This window comes from Martinezella sp. CNPSo 3957, assembly GCF_057784395.1.
In genome coordinates, this window is record NZ_JBXSOU010000001.1 from 449,781 (window position 1) to 465,668 (window position 15,888).

Annotated in this window: 13 protein-coding genes; 8 read left to right on the forward strand and 5 right to left on the reverse strand. The window is 60.0% G+C overall.

What is annotated here, in order from left to right:
• The first annotated feature begins 193 nt into the window (after positions 1-193).
• The 7 genes from AC13QE_RS02120 to AC13QE_RS02150 all read left to right on the forward strand — a co-directional run bounded on the left by AC13QE_RS02120 (position 194) and on the right by AC13QE_RS02150 (position 7,757).
• Positions 194-1,819, forward strand: coding sequence for a TIGR04028 family ABC transporter substrate-binding protein (locus tag AC13QE_RS02120; protein ID WP_488482372.1), 1,626 nt, complete (start codon positions 194-196; stop codon positions 1,817-1,819).
• A gap of 61 nt (positions 1,820-1,880) precedes the next feature.
• The gene (locus tag AC13QE_RS02125; RefSeq protein ID WP_488482373.1) at positions 1,881-2,822 is read left to right on the forward strand and encodes an ABC transporter permease; all 942 of its coding nucleotides are present in this window, start codon (positions 1,881-1,883) and stop codon (positions 2,820-2,822) included.
• Positions 2,822-3,739: an ABC transporter permease gene (locus tag AC13QE_RS02130; RefSeq protein WP_488482374.1), complete on the forward strand. Its 918-nt coding sequence runs from the start codon at positions 2,822-2,824 to the stop codon at positions 3,737-3,739. Before AC13QE_RS02125 ends, AC13QE_RS02130 begins: the two co-directional genes overlap by 1 nt.
• Positions 3,736-5,415: a dipeptide ABC transporter ATP-binding protein gene (locus AC13QE_RS02135; RefSeq protein ID WP_488482375.1), complete on the forward strand. Its 1,680-nt coding sequence runs from the start codon at positions 3,736-3,738 to the stop codon at positions 5,413-5,415. Before AC13QE_RS02130 ends, AC13QE_RS02135 begins: the two co-directional genes overlap by 4 nt.
• 5 nt (positions 5,416-5,420) lie before the next feature.
• Positions 5,421-6,470, forward strand: a complete 1,050-nt coding sequence (locus AC13QE_RS02140; RefSeq protein ID WP_488482376.1) for a putative FMN-dependent luciferase-like monooxygenase — start codon at positions 5,421-5,423, stop codon at positions 6,468-6,470.
• Positions 6,471-6,500: 30 nt separating this feature from the next.
• The gene (locus AC13QE_RS02145; protein WP_488482377.1) at positions 6,501-7,130 is read left to right on the forward strand and encodes a CMD domain protein; all 630 of its coding nucleotides are present in this window, start codon (positions 6,501-6,503) and stop codon (positions 7,128-7,130) included.
• Between the two features lie 24 nt (positions 7,131-7,154).
• Positions 7,155-7,757 (forward strand): alkylhydroperoxidase domain protein, encoded by a 603-nt coding sequence (locus tag AC13QE_RS02150; protein WP_488482378.1) that lies wholly within the window; start codon positions 7,155-7,157, stop codon positions 7,755-7,757.
• Between the two features lie 174 nt (positions 7,758-7,931).
• Here AC13QE_RS02150 and AC13QE_RS02155 read toward each other — a convergent pair whose 3' ends face one another.
• Genes AC13QE_RS02155 through AC13QE_RS02175 form a run of 5 tightly spaced genes read right to left on the reverse strand, consistent with a single transcriptional unit; the run spans position 7,932 to position 14,272 of the window.
• Positions 7,932-9,026, reverse strand: a complete 1,095-nt coding sequence (locus AC13QE_RS02155) for an LLM class flavin-dependent oxidoreductase (protein WP_488482379.1) — start codon at positions 9,024-9,026, stop codon at positions 7,932-7,934.
• Complete coding sequence (locus AC13QE_RS02160) at positions 9,023-10,750, reverse strand: ABC transporter ATP-binding protein (protein ID WP_488482380.1); 1,728 nt, start codon at positions 10,748-10,750, stop codon at positions 9,023-9,025. The genes AC13QE_RS02155 and AC13QE_RS02160 overlap by 4 nt, the downstream gene beginning before the upstream one ends.
• On the reverse strand, positions 10,729-11,577 hold the full coding sequence (locus AC13QE_RS02165; protein WP_488482381.1) for an ABC transporter permease: 849 nt from the start codon (positions 11,575-11,577) through the stop codon (positions 10,729-10,731). Before AC13QE_RS02165 ends, AC13QE_RS02160 begins: the two co-directional genes overlap by 22 nt.
• Complete coding sequence (locus AC13QE_RS02170; RefSeq protein WP_488482382.1) at positions 11,574-12,584, reverse strand: ABC transporter permease; 1,011 nt, start codon at positions 12,582-12,584, stop codon at positions 11,574-11,576. Before AC13QE_RS02170 ends, AC13QE_RS02165 begins: the two co-directional genes overlap by 4 nt.
• 38 nt (positions 12,585-12,622) lie before the next feature.
• On the reverse strand, positions 12,623-14,272 hold the full coding sequence (locus AC13QE_RS02175) for an ABC transporter substrate-binding protein (protein ID WP_488482383.1): 1,650 nt from the start codon (positions 14,270-14,272) through the stop codon (positions 12,623-12,625).
• Positions 14,273-14,718: 446 nt separating this feature from the next.
• Here AC13QE_RS02175 and AC13QE_RS02180 point away from each other — a divergent pair, with 446 nt between their 5' ends.
• The gene (locus AC13QE_RS02180; RefSeq protein WP_488482865.1) at positions 14,719-15,876 is read left to right on the forward strand and encodes a glycosyltransferase; all 1,158 of its coding nucleotides are present in this window, start codon (positions 14,719-14,721) and stop codon (positions 15,874-15,876) included.
• Positions 15,877-15,888: the final 12 nt, after the last annotated feature.

Here is a 15,888-nt window from a genome sequence, read left to right on the forward strand (position 1 = left end):
GTTTCTGAATGCGCGAATATTGCCCGCTCATTTTTAGCGGATACTTGTCCCATCAAGCCGCCCGACTGGCCCTTCAACCCGAAAATATAGTCGCGTTCGTTTCCCGACTTACGCCGAAATTAGAATATTAATTCTATAGATAGATGGGGGTTTGCCATAGGTTGATGCGCATTATCCTACAGAGGCTTACACAATGGGCATCAAAGCCAAATTCAAAGCGGCAAGTTTACTGACCGTGTGGCTACTGGCGGCGCCGGTGGCATTTGCCGATGACCAGCCGGTCAAAGGCGGCACGCTGATTTATCTCGAACAACAGGCGCATACGAACCTCTATCCGCCGGCAGGCGGATTCTATCCGAACGGCGGCATTCTCAACCAGATCACCGACAAGCTGACCTATCAAAACCCGAAGACGCTCGATATCGAGCCGTGGATTGCCGAATCCTGGACGGTCAACGACGCGGCGACGGAATATACGTTCAAGATCCGTAAAGGCGTGACCTTTTCCGATGGCACCCCGCTCGATGCCCCCGCTGTCGCAAAGAACTACGATACGTTCGGCCTCGGCAACAAGGAGCTGAAACAGCCGGTTTCCGAAGTCATCAACAATTACGATCATAGCGAAGTCGTCGATCCCTATACGGTCAAGTTCTACTTCAAGAAATCATCTCCGGGTTTTCTACAGGGAACATCCGTCATCGGATCCGGCCTGGTCTCGTTGAAGACGCTGGCGCTCCCCTTCGACCAGCTTGGCGATGCGACGAAGATCATCGGGTCCGGCCCCTTCGTCGTCGAGAGCGAGACGCTCGGCAAGCAGCTCTCGCTGAAGGCGCGGACAGACTACAACTGGGGTCCGAGCAAGCCGGCGCATCAGGGCCGGGCCTATCTTGATGGCATCAAATACATCATCACCGGCGAGGACAGCGTGCGCATCGGCGCGTTGCTTTCCGGCCAGGCCGATTTCATCCGTCAGCTGCAGGCCTATGACGAGAAGCAGGTCTCCGACCAGAGTTTCGCGATCTATGCGGCGCCGACCCGCGGCGTGAACGACAGCGTCGCCTTCCGGCCGGACAATCCGCTCGTTGCCGATCTCAAGGTTCGCCAGGCGCTCCTGCATGCGACCAACAACAAGGAAATCGTCGACACGCTGTTTTCGGCAAATTATCCGCAAGCGAAATCGGTCATTTCGTCGGCTGCGGCCGGCTACGCGGATCTGTCGTCGAAGCTGACCTACGATCCGGCTCTTGCTGAAAAGCTCCTGGATGAAGCAGGCTGGAAGAAGGGCGCGAGCGGCGTTCGCGAGAAGGATGGCAAGCCGCTTTCGCTTGCAGTCTACGAATCCCTGCCCCAGCCACAGAACAAGGCCGTGCTGCAGCTCGTCGCGCAGCAATGGGCCAAGCTCGGCGTCAAGCTGCAGGTTCTTGCCGGCACCTCGGGAAATCTGGTGACCGACAATGTCGATCCGGCAAAGACGCCTCTGGTCGTCGCTGAAGTCGGCCGTGCCGATCCCGACGTCATCAAGAGCCAGTTCTACCCCAAGAACCGCGATGCATTGCTGCAGAAGGGTGGCCTCAATACTAAGGCGAGTTTCTCGGATGACAAGCTGAACGGCATCCTGGAAACCGTCGCCTCCGAGACGGATCGCGAGAAACGCCTGGCGGCGGCCAAGGCGGCGCAGGAATATCTGCTCGATCAGGCCTATGTCATTCCCTTCTTCGAGGAGCCGCAGGTTTTTGCCGGCGCGCCTTACGTGAAGGGAATTGCATTCGAAGCCGTGGGACGCCCATCCTTCTACAGCACCTGGCTCGCTGAACACTGATAAAAATGGGGCTGGCCCGGCGTGGTGCCGGGCCTTCCCGACGCGAAGACGTGGTATTGGCATGGCAAGATACATATTATCGAAGTTCGGGCAGGCACTGTTCGTCCTATGGGCGGCTTTCACCGTTTCGTTCGTGTTGCTGCAGTCGCTGCCGGGCGACGCGGTGCTGATCAAGTTCCAGAACCCGGATTACGGACTGAGCCCCGAACAGCTTGCCGATATCAGGGCGGCTTACGGCGCCGACGGATCGTTCCTGCACCAATATCTCCATGCCGTCTGGAGCTTCCTGACGGGTGATTTCGGCTATTCGCTGCAGGCGGGCGTTCCTGTGCGCTCACTGCTTGCCACCAACCTGCCGCCATCGCTGCTGCTTGCAGCATTGGGCTTTGCGGTGGCGACGCTTCTTGCCGTTCTAATCGCGATTGCCTGCAATCTTTCCGGCTTTGCCTGGCTGCGCGGCCTGATCCAGTCCATACCGTCGCTGTTCATATCGGTGCCGACCTTCTGGCTCGGCATCATGCTTATTCAGATATTCTCCTTCCGGCTCCGCCTCGTTCCGGTCATCAATCCCGGACCCTGGGAAGGTCTTTTCCTGCCTATCCTGACCGTCGCGGTGCCGATTTCCGCTCCGCTGGCGCAAATCCTGCTGAAGAACATAGATGAAGTCCTGACGAGGCCATTCGTGCCCGTCGCGCGAGCCAAAGGCCTCTCGCATGCCAAGGTCCTGTGGCGGCACGTCGCCAAGAACACGCTGCTGCCGGTTTTAACCGTTGCCGGATTGCTGTTCGGGGAGTTGATCGCCAGCGCTGTCATCACCGAAACGGTCTTTGGCCTCAATGGTATCGGCGGGCTTACGAAGCATGCGGTGGACAGCCAGGATGTCGCCGTTCTCCAGGCAATCGTCGTCGTTGCAGCAACCGCCTTCGTCATTATCAATCTTGTGGTCGATCTTCTTTATCCCGTGCTCGATCCCCGTCTGAAAATCAAACTGGGAGCGGCATGATGGCAAGGATCGAACCCGCGCAACGGCATGCCGAACCGGATGCGCCAAGCCAGGGAGAAAGAGCATCGTCCGTGACGGTGACTGCCGATATTCGCAAGGACGCCAGCGCTGCGTGGCAGCTGCCGAGCATACAGCCTGGTCTCGTCCTTGCCTGCCTCATTCTTGCATTGGCTGTGTTGTGGGCGCTCGTCCCTGGCATTTTCACGGTCTATGATCCCATACAGGGCCTGCCCGGCCAACATCTCCGGCCGCCGAGTGCCGCTCATCTCCTAGGGACGGATTCGCTCGGGCGCGATCTCTATGCCCGCATCGTCTATGGCGCCGTGCATTCGCTTTCGGGCGCGCTTGCCGCCGTCGGTATCGCGCTTGTGGCCGGCACGACGCTCGGCCTTCTTGCCGGATCGTTCGGCGGCAGGATCGAGACGGTCATCATGAGGCTGGTCGATGTCATGCTGTCCATACCGGATCTGCTTTTATCGCTCAGCATCATCGTTCTGCTTGGATTCGGCACCGTCAACGCCGCGATCGCGGTCGGCTGCACGCTGATCGCCAAATTTGCCCGATTGGTCCGCTCCGAAGTCGTCACCGTGCGCCGAAGCGAATATGTCGAGGCCGCCTTCGGCAGTGGTGGCACTTTCCTCAAGGTCCTCTGGCGCCACATCCTGCCGAATTCGCTGACCTCGGTGATCGCCTTTGCGGCGCTGCAGGCCGGCTGGGCCATCCTGCAGCTCGCAACCCTCGGCTTTCTCGGCTACGGCGCACCGCCGCCAACACCGGAGTGGGGCCTGCTGATTGCCGAAGGACGCAATTATATCGCAACCGCCTGGTGGCTAACGGCAGCGCCCGGCCTTGTCGTGGTCTTGGTCGTCATTTCCATCAACCGTATCAGCCGAGCGCTTGGGAGTATCGGGAAATGACGGCTCCAATCATTGGAACAATTGCGGAAAAAGGTGCGCCGATCCTCGATGTTGCAGGCCTTAGGGTAGGCTATCGCGACAGGAGCGGCCTGCGCACGGTCGTTCACGATATTGACTTTGAGGTTCGCGCCGGTGAGGTCGTCGCACTGGTCGGGGAGTCCGGTTCCGGCAAGAGTTCGACGGCGCAAGCTCTCATTGGCCTCCTGCCTGAAGGTGGGCTGCTCCAGCAGGGAACCGTTCGCCTGAACGGCGAGAACATTGCCGGCTGGCCGCAAAGGCGGCTGGATGGCATTCGCGGCTCCATCATCAGCCTCGTGCCGCAGGACCCAGGTAATTCGCTCAATCCGGTGAGGACGATCGGCGAGCAGGTCGCCGAAATCCTGACGGTCCACGGCCGGGCATCCGGTGCTGCCGCTAGAGCCAAGGCAGTCGAATTGCTGGAGCGTGTCGGTCTCAGCCAGCCGGAACTGCGCGCCAGGCAATATCCGCATGAACTCTCCGGCGGCATGCGTCAGCGTGTGCTGATCGCGATCGCCATCGCGCTGAAGCCCTCGCTGATCATCGCCGACGAGCCCACCAGTGCACTGGACGTGACGGTGCAGAGGCACATACTCGATCTGATCGACGATCTGAGACGCGAATATGGCACCGCGGTCCTTCTGGTGACCCACGATCTCGGGATTGCCGCCGATCGATCCGACCGGCTGATCGTCCTGCAGCATGGCCGCATTCAGGAGCAAGGACGCACCGCCGATATTCTCAGAAACCCGCAAAGCAGCTACACGCGCCGTCTGCTCGCCGACGCGCCATCGTTGAATGCGCGGTCGAAGGCCCCGCCGGCACACCCGATTGCATCCGTCGCGCCGGCAGACGATATCATCGTGGTGGATGGGCTGGTGCAGGATTTCGGTACTGGCAGCGATGGTCGTTTCAGGGCGGTGGACGACGTGTCGTTTCGTGTTCGCCGCGGCAGCACGCATGCGATCGTCGGCGAATCCGGCTCCGGCAAGACGACGACGATCAGGATCGTTTCGGCCTTTCAGCGGCCGACCTCCGGGCAGGTCGTGATCGACGGGCTCGATCTGTCCTCGCTGCGTGGCGAAACGTTGAGGCTGTTCCGCAAGAAGATCCAGCTCGTCTACCAAAATCCCTATGGTTCGCTCGATCCGCGCCAGACGATCGAAAGGATCGTGGAGGAACCACTGTTGAATTTCGAACGGCTGCCCCGGCATGAATGCTTGGCGAAGGTGGCGGCCACTCTCGAAAAAGTCAGACTGCCGGCTGACTTATTGCAACGCCGGCCGCACGCGCTTTCGGGAGGGCAACGTCAGCGCGTGGCGATTGCGCGCGCCCTGGTGCTCGATCCGCAGATCCTGGTACTCGACGAGGCGGTTTCCGCGCTCGACGTAACGGTGCAGGCGCAGATCCTCAATCTTTTGGACGAACTGCAGCGCGAGCTGGGACTGACCTATCTGTTCGTCTCCCACGATCTTGCGGTGGTGCGTCAGATCGCGGACACGGTCTCGGTCCTCAACGGTGGGCGGCTGGTCGAAACAGGCGGGGTCGAAGACGTCTTCAGCAATCCCAAGAGCCCTTACACGCGCGAACTGATCGATGCGGTGCCGGGCAAAAAGTTTCCGCGGGCAGCAGATCCGACCCTCGTCAGTGCAGGATAATCCTCATGAATACATTAACATCACCGAAGAGATTGGGTTTCTTCAGCCGGGTCCTCGATCAGACAGATGCGAAAACGCGCTACGGGCTGGTTTCCGAGCAGATCATCCAGGCCGAAAGACAGGGTTTCGACTCCGCCTGGGTGGCGCAGCATCACTTCAACGGCGATGAGGGCGGCTTGCCCGCGCCATTGGTATTTCTTGCTGCCCTGGCCCCGCAGACGTCGCGTATTCGCCTCGGTACCGGCGTCATCACGCTGCCGATGGAAAATGCTGTCCGGGTCGCCGAAGATACCGCCGTGCTCGACAGCCTGCTTGATGGGCGGCTGGAAGTCGGCTTCGGCACTGGCGGCACTCCGCAAGCCTTTCTTCCCTTCGGCCTGGAAAGCAGCCAGCGCACGGAGGTTTATGGCAATCATCTTGCTTTGGTGCGCAATGCCTGGGCGGGCGGAGAGCTTACGGGCGGCAACCGCCTTTATCCCGCCGCGCCGCATCTGCGCGACCATGTCTGGCAGGCGACATTTTCCGTCGGCGGCGGCTTGCGTGCCGGCCGTGATGGCGACGGGCTGATGTTATCTAGGACGCAGCCGCGCCCGCCCGAGACACCGGACGCCAGGCTTTCTAACCTGCAGAACCCGATTATCGATGCCTATCTTTCAGCGCTGCCGGCCGGGCGACAGCCGCGAATATTGGGTTCGCGGAGCCTCTTTGTCGCCGACAGCAGAAAAGAAGCTCTTCATTTTGCCGATCTCGGCCTGAGGCGGATCGTCGAGCACTTCAAGGCAGCGGGGTTTGCGATTCCGGGCGAAACCACGGCTGACCTGATCAAAGCGTTCGACGTCCACGTCGGTACCCCTGATGACGTTATTGAATCGCTTCAGGCAGATGCGGCCCTGGCGCGTGTCACCGATCTGGTCTTTCAGGTGCACTCCGTCGATCCGCCGCACGAATATATCCTGCGCTCACTGGAACTGACCGCCACTCATGTCGCACCCGCGCTCGGCTGGGTGCCGCAAGGCGCCACTGGGAACGAACGTCGCTTCGCCGCGCAGGCCTGAATAGCAGCATCCGAAGAGAAGGCATCGACCATGACTTTGCAGAACAGGGATATTATCGACTTCCTCGCTGGGATAGAGCCAGGATCCCGTCTTGACGGTCTTCGGGCGCAGCGGCCCGAGACGCGCCTTAATGCGCAGAAGAGCTATGAGGCTCTTTTTGAACCCGAACATTGGGGAAGCGCCACTCCGGCGGAGCGCTTCGCCGCCGCGGCCTTCGTTGCAGGGCTGCACAAGGCAGCCGCGATCAGGAGCTATTATTCTTCCAAACTCCAGGATGAGCCCCATGGCTCCGCCCTCGTTGCCGTCATCGACGCCGAAATAGATCGGGGCAATGCACACGGGCCATACGGCCATTATCCGGCTGGCCCGCTATCGCGTGAGGACAAGCCGGGCCTCGTTTACGAGGTTTCGGGTGAGAGCCGAAATCTTCTGGACCCAAAACTCAGCGCAGCGCTCGAACACATCCACCTTCTGGTCTTCCGACCGAGGGAGGCAAGCGCCGGGGCATTGCAGAAGTTGCTCGATGCCGGCTGGACGACCACCGGCATCGTCACCCTGTCGCAGCTCGTCGCATTCCTTGCGTTCCAAATCAGGGTCGTTACCGGCCTGAAGGCCCTGGCGGCAAGTTCCGCCACCATCGGACAGGTCGCCCAAGCCTAAATCGCACGGATAAGGAATTCTGCCATGACCGAAACTGTCATTCATCCGGCAATCGAAAACCGGCCAAACGCCTTCACTCAAGCTGAGATCGGCTGGACGCCCTGGCTGCAGCCCCTTGACGAAGCGGAGCTGACCGAACGCCATTGGGCGGGCCTCGTGGACGCGTCCCGCGCAAAATCGCCCTATTTCATGCTGTTGGCGCGCGATCCCGACATTCTGGGCGCGCGTACGAAGACCGACAAGGATATCTTCTACAATGTATCGGCCGGCCTTCCCCGCGCTGAACGGGAGCTGGCTGCTACGGCCGCTTCGAGGGCGAACGGGTGCATCTTCTGCGCATCGGTCCATTCGCGTTTTGCTTCCCATCATTCCAAGCGGACTGAGGATGTGCAGCGTCTGTTGGACGAGGGCCTTCAAGCCGATCTCGGCAGCCGATGGAATGCCGTTGTCGAAGCATCAGCTGCGCTGACAGCCACCCCCTCGCAATTCGGAGTGGACGAAATCCGCAGGTTACGCGAAGAAGGTTTGGATGATCTGGAAATCGCCGATGTGCTCCATGGAGCCGCCTTCTTCAACTGGGCGAACCGGTTGATGCTTTCGCTTGGCGAGCCAACGCCGGCGGCCTGAACGAAGGTTCGGCCAATAGAGCGGTTCAGCTTTTCACGGAATCTCTGAACCGTTCTATCAGGCAATTCCGGATGGAAAACCGCTGTGCACTTTTCCTGGAACCGCTCTAGCCGCCGTTCTCGTGACTGAGCGGCGGACGTATTTCGGGCGGATAGTCTCAGGCCTTGAAATGCATCAAATCGTGGTTGGCGACCAGCCGAGGCTCGGGGCCACCGTCTGTACGAGATCGGCCAGGAGGCGAACGTTCTCCGCAAGACCGAAAGCGGGCGGCAGGAAGAGAACAATCTCGTCGGCGGCGGCCAGCCCCGGGTCCTTGAGCACTGCTTCGATCACCTGATCGGGGGTGCCGTGGAAGACCGGAGAAATTTGGATGCCCGGCGGCTGAATGGCCGGCGCGGTCGGCTCGAGGGCGCCTGCGGGCCGGGATGCCCCGATGCCCTTGGTTTGGCGCTCGAGGTCGTAAGCGGCATATTTCTCCCGCAAATCGGCGGTGGTGCCAACCAGGATCGACGCCGCGACAGTGACCGGCGGCGGCTCGGTGCCCCATCTCTGGCGCCATGTCGCGCGGAAAGCCTCGATGGCGCGGGCTTGATATTCTCCAAAACTCTCGCCTTCGGCGTGGTCGTGTTGCACGGTTCCCGAGATGAGGCCGATCCCGAGTTCGGCAGCCTGCACGGCCGAGGCAAGGCTACCAGAGCCTTGCCGGATACGCGATCGCAGCGTCGGACTGTGCGGGGTCACCCGCAGTTCGGTGCCCTCCGGGGCGCCCTGGCCCGGACCATCGACCGTATGCAGTACCTCGCCGGCGACCGCCGCAAGAAAACGCGCCTGGCGGTGCTTCGCTTCCGTACGGGCATCGGTGTCGACCGTACCGAATACCGCGTCGAATGCAGCGTTGGCGCCGGTCGAAATGGCCAGCTCAAGCCTTTCGCCGATGAGCAGGTCCGCAGTGGCGGCTGCCTCGGCAAGCAGGATGGGATCCTGGTAGCGCATCGGGATGACAGCCGATCCCAGCGTGATATGGCTTGTATGTTGGCCGACAGCAGCAAAGAATGGGATCGGAGAGGACAGGTAGTGATCGAAGTGGCGCTGATAGGCCCAGCCCGACTGGTAGCCCAGCCGCTCGGCTGCCTTGAACAGTTCTATGCCGTCGCGCAGTCCCTGCGCCGGACCGACCTCATCGTTGAACGACACGCGGGTGTTGAAGCCGAGCCGCCGCTTGGGGCGGAATGTGGCGGGCAGGGTGCCTGCGGGGGCAACGATACTCATGCGATCTGTTCCTGGCTGATGATCCGGCGGAGTTGCGGGAGCGGTGCGCGGGTAGGGCTGGCGGCGGCCGGAATCGATTCCAGCAACGACACCGTGTAAGGCTCGCGTGGATTGTCGAAGATGTCCCTGACGTTGCCGTGTTCGACGATGCGCCCGCGTTGCATCACGGAGACGGTATGGGCGAATTGGCGCACGAGGGCCAGATCGTGGGAGACGAAGATATAGGTCAGGCCGAGGCTTGCCTGCAGCGAGAGCAATACTCCGACGATATCAGCCTGCACGCTCACGTCGAGTGCCGAGGTCGGCTCGTCGAGCACGATCACCTCCGGCTTCAGGACCAGCGAGCGGGCAATCGCGACACGCTGCCGCTGACCGCCGGACAAGGCTTGCGGCTTGCGTGAAAGCAGGTGCTCCCCGAGCCCGACATTCGACAGCGCTTCGCGGACACGTTCCGCCCGTTCCGCATGAGTTCCAATGCCGAACCTGTCGAGCGGCTCGCGCACAAGCTGCTCGACCTTCCAGGTCGGATCGAGCGATGTGAATGGATTTTGATAGACGAGCTGAAGATTGCGCCATACGGAGCGTAGAGACTGGTGTGAGCGTCCGTTGAGTTTTTCCCCAGCGACCGAAATATGACCGACGTCCGGTTGATCGAGCCCCAGCAGCAGCCGGATCGTCGTCGTCTTACCGGAGCCGGACTCGCCGACCAGTGCGTGCGTGGTGCCCGCCGGAACGGTAAAGGACACGTCATCAACGGCCGTCAGGACCTTGCCGTCGACCGTGAAGCTCTTGGTGATACCCTTGACCTCGATCTTCGGCGAGTTGTTGCCCTCAGCGTCAAGGAACCGAAAGCCAGGATCCCGAAGCTTGTAGTAACGGTTGGGATTAAGCGCCGGAACATCGGCATGCAGCTTCTTTGCGTAAGTCGATGCGGGTGAGGAGAAAACGGCCGCGGTGCTGCCGGCCTCCTGAACGATGCCATCCTTGAGAACGACCAGGGAGTTTGCCCGTTCGGCTGCGATCGCCAGGTCATGGGTGATGAGCAGCAGACTGATGTCGAGGTCTTGCTGCAACCGTGAGAGCAGGTCGAGGATTCTCTTCTGGATCGTAACATCGAGCGCCGAGGTTGGCTCATCGGCGACCAGCAACTGTGGCCGCGGCAGAACCGCAAGTCCGATCAGGACGCGCTGAAGCATACCGCCGGACAGTTGGTGCGGGTAGGAATCATAGGCACGCTGCGGGTTGTCGAGCCCGACCTGGGCGAACGTCTCCAGGACAAGCGCCTTGCGGATTGCCTTGCTGGGCTCGTCGACAAGGGCTGCGGCTTCCATCGCCTGCGAACCGATTGTCCGCACCGGGTTGAGTGCGTTTCCCGGGTCCTGCGGCACGAAGCCGATAGCCCGGCCTCGAAGATGGCGGAAGCGGCGCTCGGAGAGTTGCAATATGTCCTGGCCGTCGACCGCGATGCGGCCCGTCGCCTGTCCCGTGCGGGGAAGCAATCGCAGCACGGCGCGCGCAATGGTCGACTTGCCCGAGCCCGATTCCCCGATGAGTGCAAGGCTTTTGCCGCGGCCTAGCTCGAAGCCGACATTGCTGACGACCTCATGCGAGCCGTAGGAGACGGACAGGCCCTCTACCTGAAGCAATGGCGTTTGCTGCTGCGGCGTCGGGGCTTTCTCAGTGATAAGGGTGCGAACTGCATTTAGTCTATCTTGCGAAGCCATCGGCTGATCCTATTCACAGAGAGGACGGTCGCGATCGTGACGAAGGCGGGTGCGTAGACCAGCCATGGCCACTTGAGGTAGTCCTTGCCGATCGAGATCAGCAGACCCCAATCGGAAGCTGGCGGCGGATCGCCGTAGCCGAGGAAGGCGAGGCTGGCGATCACCAGGATCGAGTCGCCGAACTGCAGCACGGCAAGCGGGAGCACGGAGCGCGATGCGTTCGGCAGGATGTGCCGCCAGAGGATGTGCCAGCGCGAGCCACCCGAAAGGAAAGACGCTTCGATGAAGGTCGCCTGCCTGGTCTTGATGACCTCCGCCCGCATGACACGGGCAAACACGGCAACCGAGGAGATGCCGGTGGCGATGGCGGCGTTCGTGGTGTCGAAGCCGATCGCGGTGACGACGATGACGGCAAGCAGGAATTTCGGAATTGCAAGCAGGACATCGACCAGGCGGGCAAGAGCGATATCGACACGGCCGCCGAAGAAGCCGGCGAGCAGGCCGATGAAACCGCCGGCGACCGCACCGATGACGACAGCAATTAGCGCACTCCTGACCGAGGCGGCCGAGCCATAGACAACGCGGGTGTAGAGATCGCGGCCGAGCTGATCGGTTCCGAACCAGTGCTGGGTACTCGGCCCGAGCAGCTTTTGAGAGGGAATGCCGACCGCCGGATTATGGCTGGTGAAGAGGCTGGGTGCGAGCGACCAGGCGATCACGATCGCCACGATCGCGAATGAGAGCGCGACGGTCGCAGGCAGTCGGAAACCAGCAAGCCGGTTGCCAGCTGTGATGCGGGGGGACGTATTGGTTGAGAGAAGGGTCATGACAGCACCGACTTTGAAATATCGGCGGATCCTTCGTCCGAAGTGGCCGGGCGGCGCTCGGCACTACCGAGCAGTTTCACGCGCGGGTCGAGCAGCGGATAGACAAGATCGGCGATCAGGTTGACCAGCACGAAAACCACGGCCGCGAGCGATACGACCGCCTGCAGGACAGGCAGGTCCTGGGTGCTGACCGAGCGCTGGACCAGGCTGCCGATGCCGGTGCGCCCGAACACCGCCTCGGTGATCAGCGAGCCGCCAAGCAATTCACCGATCGTCAGCGCGACGACGGTAATGACCGGAAGCGAAGACGGCTTGAGGAGATGCCTGGCAAAAAGTTGCAGCTGGCCAAGGCCGCGGCTGCGCGCGACGGCGGCATATTCCTGTCCCGACTCATGATCGAGATTGGCGATAAGCACTTCGGCGATCTGCGCCGAGATCGGAATGCCGAGTGCGACCGCCGCGAAAAAAGTTGCCCAGAAGCTGTCGGGATTGATCACGCGGAAGAGACCGAGCTGGAAGCCGAAGATGTGGATCAGCACCAGCCCGATCACGAAATTCGGCACCGACAGGAACAGGGACGGGAAGCCCCGCAACAGGCCCTGGCCGAACCTTTTTGGGAGAAACTGAGTGCCATAGGCAATCACGATCGCCAGGATCAGCGCGACGACGAGGCCCGCAAAGGCGAGAACGAGCGTCGAGGGCAAGACCTCGGCGATCATGGTCGTCACGGAACGGTTGGTTCGCATCGACAGGCCGAGATCGCCGATCAGGAAGTGGGAAAGCGATGTCGACAACTGCACGAGAACGGGCCTGTCGAGGCCCTGGGCGGCAATGATTTCCTGGATCTCCGCCTCGCTGAAGCCGTTTTGCGGGTTGCGCAGAACGTTGGTAACGGGATCGCCCGGCAGAACGCTGACGACGATGAAGGTGAAGACATAGGCCAGCAGGATAACAATGACGGCCTGGACGAGGCGCTTTGTGGCATAGCTAAGATAGGCATTGTTCATGCTCGTCACCTCCTCGCTTTCCTTCGCTACGCTGTGGGTCAGTCACTGATCGTGGCCGTGTAATAGCTGGCATAGGCGACGCCGTTGTATGTCTCGCCTTTGAGCTTGGGAGACTGGACATAGATACGCTGGACCATCTGTGTGCGCGGAATGAAGTAGCCCTGCTCAAGAACATATTTCTGAAGCTCGTCGAGCAGCGGGTTTCTGGCCTCGAGAGAACCGGCGCTGGCGATCTTGTCGCGCAGTTCGTTGATCTTCTGGTCGCTCTCGCCGAGCGCGAACCAGTTCTCGCCGTTATTGGCGTTAGTCAGGATGCTCGCGACGGTACCGGCGTCGATAAAGCTGCGCGTTACCTCATAAGCCGGGACGCTGGCGCCGCCATACTGAACCTTCTGGCCGTAGGTCACGACGTCATAGGCCCGGATATCGACCTTCCAGCCGATCTTGCCGAGCTGCTGAGCGATGAGTTCGTCGATCGACCTTGAGGTCACGAGATATGGGTTGGAATGAAGCGTCAATGACAGCTGCTTGCCGTCCTTGGCGCGTATGCCGTCAGCCGCCTTTTTCCAGCCCGCCTCGTCGAGGAGTTTCTCGGCTCTGTCTGGATTGTAGGCCAGAAGCTCGCTGTGATCGGTCGCGCCGGGAACGTTGCTCTGAATGAATGATGTCGCGAGCTTCCAGTCGGGCGTGTAGACGGTATCGATGATTTCCTGACGATTGATGCTGGCCTGCAAGGCCTGTCGTACCTTGACGTCATCGTAAGGCGCGAGTTTCGTATTGATCGCCCAGCCATTGACGAAGCCGAGATAACGCGGCGTCGCGACGGTAAAGCCCTCCTGCTTGAGCGACGTCAGCTCCTGCGGCGAGGCGTTATAGGCAACGTCCGCCTGGCCGGACTGGACTGCGGCAACCCGCAGTGACGGTTCGGATACCAGCTTGTAGGTGATCGTATCGAGATAGGCCGGACCGGTATGACCGACGGCCGCTGGACCCCAGTTGTAATCCTTGCGTTTGACCAGCTTGACGAAGTCGCCTTCCTTCCAGGAATCGACCACATAGGGCCCACTGCCGGAGGTCTTGCTGAGATCGGCCTGCTGCGCGGCCGGCTGTGCGATGGTCTTGGGAGAGATCAGAATGGAACCGTGATAGCCAAGGGTCGGAATGAAGCCGAGCGTCGGTTTTTTGAAGAAGACCTTCACCGTGGTTGCGTCAACCGCCTCGGCGTGGTCGTAGGTCTTCGGGAAAAGCCCGATCGGGTTGATGCCTTCCTTCTTGCGTCCGGCGTACCAGATGTCGAGATTGGCGACAGTAGCAGATGCATCGAGGGGCGTGCCATCCGAGAAGGTCACACCACTCTTGAGATGCAGGGTGAACTCGGTGGCACTGTCATTCTGCTCCCAGTGCTCGGCGATCCACGGGCTAACCTTGCCGGCGGCATCCACGTAGACGAGCTTGTCGGTTACGTGACCCCATATGTGGCCCTGGAAACTGGAAATCGCGCTGTTGTTCGGGATCCAGCTGTCACCCAATGAATCGATGAGGAAGGTGATGTCGCCGCCATTCGGCTCGCCGGCACTATGTGCGGGAGTGAAGCCTGCCATCGCCACCAAAGCACCGGTCGCCACGGCGGATGAAGTGATCAACAAGCGGCGCCGGGAAAGGGAGAGCGAGAAAAGGCGTTCGGTCATAGAGAGGTCCTGATGGTTCGGGTTCGGCGAATTCTTGAAACAAAGCCTACGCAGGCAGAACCAAAAGGAGAAAGACTGGTTGTTCTTTTTCTACTAATTTTATGGATTATTTTGGCCGGTTTTGGCCTCTGCAGGGGATCAGCATTTTTCAGGCCTGACGGTGAGGAGACTGTAAGCGGAAAATATTTGCTGGCGAGCAGTATCACCGCATCGATCTTGTCACGACCGATGTATCCGATCCAGTGGAGCGCCTCGGGCTAGATACAGCAAGATCGAATGTTCGAATAGAAGTAATGCGAGGTTTATAGTCGCGAACGAGAACTTGTTCGATCGTCAGCATTATTCGTGTAGATTTCTTCCGAATTTGAGGCAATATTCCCTCATCTAGTTTTAGCATTGATAGTATAGTCAGCGATGAACGAAGAGGTCGAAGAGGGCGCGTGCAGATGAAGGCCGCATTATCGACTGAGACGGATCAGGCTTCGCCTGCTTCCCCCAAGAGAATCCTCTATATCCAGCCGGGAACGAGTTCGTTTGCCGGTATCGAGAGAGTTGTCGATACGATATGCTCAGCCCTCTCCGATAAATATCCCGCCGATTTCGATATCGATGTTCTCTACACGTCCGAGCATAAAAACCGGCCGCACGGAACACAGAGCTACAACACAATCGACAGGATCGTGCACAACAGACGCGAGCTCATGTCGGTCTTGCGCGATGTCATCGGCGCAAAAGACTATGACTTGGTCGTTGTTCCGCAGATCGAGCCGACAGTGATCTGCATGATTGCCTGTATCGGCATCCGGCGGAACTTTGCCATGCATCTGCACGGTAACCCGCGGTTGGAGCCGAGCCATCTGAAAGCGAAGATCCTGTTCTTCTTGATGAGGATCTATTTCATCAAGCGGCTGACCTATGTGTTCGGCACATCGCCAAGGCAGCTTGAATCGTTCAAAGCGATGTTCAGAAGCAACGTCCGGCAATATTGGCTGCCCAATCCCGTCAGACGCTTCGATGCCCTTCAAAAGCCCGAGGGGGAAGAGGGCTGCGTCACGTTTGTAAATGTTGGTCGCTTCTCCTTCCAGAAAGGGCAGGACATTCTCCTCACGGCATTTGCCGAAGCCTACAAGCTTCGTCCTAATATCAGGCTGAAGGTCGTGGGTTATGGAGACGGCGAGGCTGAACTGCGTAACCAGATAGGGGATTTGGGGCTCGCAGCCGTGGTAAGCGTCGAACACCATCCCGACAATCCCTCACCGGCACTGGCGGCGAGTGATGTTTATGTGTCGACATCACGCTGGGAAGGATGGTCGCTAGCAATATGTGAGGCGTTGCGATTTGGGCTGCCGGTCATCTCGACCGATTGTGAATTTGGCCCGAGCGACATATTGGTCGATAGACGCCTCGGCCTTCTCGTGCCGGTTTCCGGGGGCGAGGAGCTTGTCAGGGCGATGCTTTATTATTGCGACCATCTCGAGGAAGAACGTGCGCATGCCGAATTTCGGCAAAACTTCATTGATATTTACGACACAGAACGCGTCGTGGATGTTCATGCAGATGCCTTGCGGATAGCCGCCATGGGACCTGCACCGCTGATTGCCTGAAAAATGACGGCA

Coding starts and splice junctions, on each gene's coding strand:
- AC13QE_RS02120 (WP_488482372.1), top strand. CDS start 194: ATGGGCATCAAAGCCAAATTCAAAGCGGCAAGTTTACTGACCGTGTGG.
- AC13QE_RS02125 (WP_488482373.1), top strand. CDS start 1,881: ATGGCAAGATACATATTATCGAAGTTCGGGCAGGCACTGTTCGTCCTA.
- AC13QE_RS02130 (WP_488482374.1), top strand. CDS start 2,822: ATGGCAAGGATCGAACCCGCGCAACGGCATGCCGAACCGGATGCGCCA.
- AC13QE_RS02135 (WP_488482375.1), top strand. CDS start 3,736: ATGACGGCTCCAATCATTGGAACAATTGCGGAAAAAGGTGCGCCGATC.
- AC13QE_RS02140 (WP_488482376.1), top strand. CDS start 5,421: ATGAATACATTAACATCACCGAAGAGATTGGGTTTCTTCAGCCGGGTC.
- AC13QE_RS02145 (WP_488482377.1), top strand. CDS start 6,501: ATGACTTTGCAGAACAGGGATATTATCGACTTCCTCGCTGGGATAGAG.
- AC13QE_RS02150 (WP_488482378.1), top strand. CDS start 7,155: ATGACCGAAACTGTCATTCATCCGGCAATCGAAAACCGGCCAAACGCC.
- AC13QE_RS02155 (WP_488482379.1), bottom strand. CDS start 9,026: ATGAGTATCGTTGCCCCCGCAGGCACCCTGCCCGCCACATTCCGCCCC.
- AC13QE_RS02160 (WP_488482380.1), bottom strand. CDS start 10,750: ATGGCTTCGCAAGATAGACTAAATGCAGTTCGCACCCTTATCACTGAG.
- AC13QE_RS02165 (WP_488482381.1), bottom strand. CDS start 11,577: ATGACCCTTCTCTCAACCAATACGTCCCCCCGCATCACAGCTGGCAAC.
- AC13QE_RS02170 (WP_488482382.1), bottom strand. CDS start 12,584: ATGAACAATGCCTATCTTAGCTATGCCACAAAGCGCCTCGTCCAGGCC.
- AC13QE_RS02175 (WP_488482383.1), bottom strand. CDS start 14,272: ATGACCGAACGCCTTTTCTCGCTCTCCCTTTCCCGGCGCCGCTTGTTG.
- AC13QE_RS02180 (WP_488482865.1), top strand. CDS start 14,719: ATGAAGGCCGCATTATCGACTGAGACGGATCAGGCTTCGCCTGCTTCC.